This window comes from Streptomyces sp. NPDC059456 (assembly GCF_042750055.1).
GTDB lineage: Bacteria > Actinomycetota > Actinomycetes > Streptomycetales > Streptomycetaceae > Streptomyces.
The window spans coordinates 1-2368 of the sequence record NZ_JBHYVA010000548.1; the positions used below are offsets into that span (position 1 = coordinate 1).

The window sequence follows — 2368 nt, forward strand, 5'->3', positions numbered from 1 at the left end:
CGACCGGATGCGGTCGGGGCTGCGGCCGCGTCCGGCGAGCGGGTCAGTCCGCGATGTCGACGTGCATGTTGAAGCGGACGCCGGCGACGCGCACGAGGAGGTTCCCCTGGACCTTCCGCTTGGCGAGGGTGTCGCCGACCTGGCCCTTGCCGAGCGCGGCCTTGTTCTGGGGTGCGTGGCTGACGAATTCGGAGAACACGCCCCCGTCGGCGAGCTCCCCGGCCGCCGACCACTCGTCACGGAGATCGCCGTACGCGCCGCGGTCCATGGGGGCGCCGCCCAGGCCGAGGTTGACGCGCTCCCCGCCCACATAGGCGGCGGCGCACTGCTTGAGGATGGTGACGACCAGCGAATCCTTCAGGTCACGGTCGTAGTCGATCTGCGTGAGCAGATCCGCCGCGTCCGCGTCCAGCTTCGCCTGACGGGCGTCCCGTGCACCGGTTTTGACCAGGTCCTCCTGGTCGCTGAGGATCGTTTTGCGGGCCTCCGCGAACCCGTACTGCTTCTGCTGGGCGATCCTGATGGACGCGTCCCATTTCTGCGGGTCCACCCACTCCGGGTCGAAATCGATCTTCTCGCAGTACGCGATCAGGTCCTGCTCCGCTTCCTCGTCGGAACCTGCGTACTCGGGCATGCGTCCCCCTTGCCCCTCGGCGGTCGTTGCACGGACAACTTCGCACGGCGGCCGGAGCCGTGTCAGTCGTTTGCGGCGGATCGTGAAAGGGGTTGGCTCCAGAGGATGTTGGGGCGGCCGGGCGCAGGTTCGAGGCCCGCCCGCGCCGGGCGCGGACGCAGGGGTGCACAATCGTTTACCCTGGGGGTGAACAACCGTGCACCCCCGGTGCCCCCGCTCCCTCCCCCGTCTGGAGCAGCATGCCCTCCGCGATACCCGCCGCCGGTCAGGCCACCGCGCACTCCCGTTTCGTCGTGCCCGTCCTCGCCTTCTGCGGCATGGTCGTCGCCGTGATGCAGACCCTCGTGGTCCCGCTGCTCCCGCACATCCCCGAACTGACGGGCGCGAGCCCGGGCGCCGCGGGCTGGCTGGTGACCATCACCCTCCTCACCGGCGCGGTCTTCACCCCGGTCCTCGGGCGCGTCGGCGACATGTACGGCAAGCGGCGCGTGCTGCTGGCCTCGCTCTGCGTCCTCACCCTCGGTTCCGTGCTGTGCGCGGTCAGCTCCGACATCGGTGTGCTGATCACCGGCCGGGCCCTGCAGGGGGCGGCGCTCGCGGTGATCCCGCTGGGCATCAGCATCATCCGGGACGAGCTGCCCGCCGAGCGGATCCTGCCCTCCATCGCCCTCATGAGCTCGACCCTCGGCATCGGTGCGGCGATCGGCCTGCCGGTGGCCGCCGTGGTGATCGAGAACTTCGACTGGCACACCATGTTCTGGGCCTCGGCCGCCCTGGGCCTGCTCGACCTGCTCCTGGTGCTGTGGATCGTCCCGGAATCCCCGGTCCGCTCCCCCGGGCGCTTCGACCTGCCGGGGACCCTCGGCCTGACCGGCTTCCTCGTCGGGCTGCTGCTCGCCATCACCCAGGGCGCGGACTGGGGCTGGACCTCCGGGCGCACGCTCTGCCTGCTCGGCGCGTCGGTGGCCGTGGGCCTGCTCTGGGGCCGGTTCGAGCTGCGCACCCGCTCCCCCATGGTGGACCTGCGGGTCTCGGCGCGGCCCGCGGTGCTGCTGACCAACGTCGCGGCGCTGCTGATCGGTTTCGCCTTCTACGCGAACTCCCTCGTCACGGGCCAGATGGTGCAGGAGCCGACGAGCACGGGGTACGGCCTCGGCGCCTCCATCGTGGTGAGCGGCCTGTGCCTGCTGCCCGGCGGCCTCGCGATGGTCGCGCTCTCCCCCGTCTCCGCACGGATCTCCGCCGCGTACGGGCCCCGTACCGCCCTCGCGCTCGCCGCCGTGGTCATGGCCGTCGGCTACGTGGTCCGGTTCTTCACCAGCCACAGCCTCTGGATGATCGTGGCCGGCGCCACCGTCGTCTCCTCGGGCACCGCGATCGCGTACTCGGCGCTGCCCGCCCTGGTCATGCGGGCCGTGCCGGTGGGCGAGACCGCCGCGGCCAACGGCCTGAACACCCTGATGCGTTCCGTCGGGCAGGCCTGCTGCAGCGCCGTGGTAGCGGCCGTGCTGGCCCACATGACGTTCCTGGCCGGCGGGCGCAGCGCCCCGACCCTGCACGCGTACCTGCTGATCTTCCTGATCGCCGCCGGAGCGGCGCTCGCCGCGCTGGTCGCCACGCTGTTCCTGCCGTCGGACCGGCCGGTGCCCGGTGCCCGGCGCGGCCGGGGCGGGAAGGGCGGTACGGTCTGTCTCTGATACACAACTCAGAGCCCCCGAGACCCATTGAGAGAGC

2 protein-coding genes are annotated in these 2368 nt (G+C 71.5%); one reads left to right on the plus strand and one right to left on the minus strand.

The window, feature by feature from the left end:
* Window positions 1-43 precede the first annotated feature (43 nt).
* Entirely contained in the window at window positions 44-634 is a 591-nt protein-coding gene (locus ACFXA3_RS32955; RefSeq protein ID WP_385192876.1) for a hypothetical protein, read from the minus strand.
* A gap of 239 nt (window positions 635-873) precedes the next feature.
* Between ACFXA3_RS32955 and ACFXA3_RS32960 the strand changes: the two genes are divergently transcribed.
* On the plus strand, window positions 874-2331 hold the full coding sequence (locus ACFXA3_RS32960) for an MFS transporter (protein WP_385192878.1): 1458 nt from the start codon (window positions 874-876) through the stop codon (window positions 2329-2331).
* The last annotated feature ends 37 nt before the right edge of the window (window positions 2332-2368 follow it).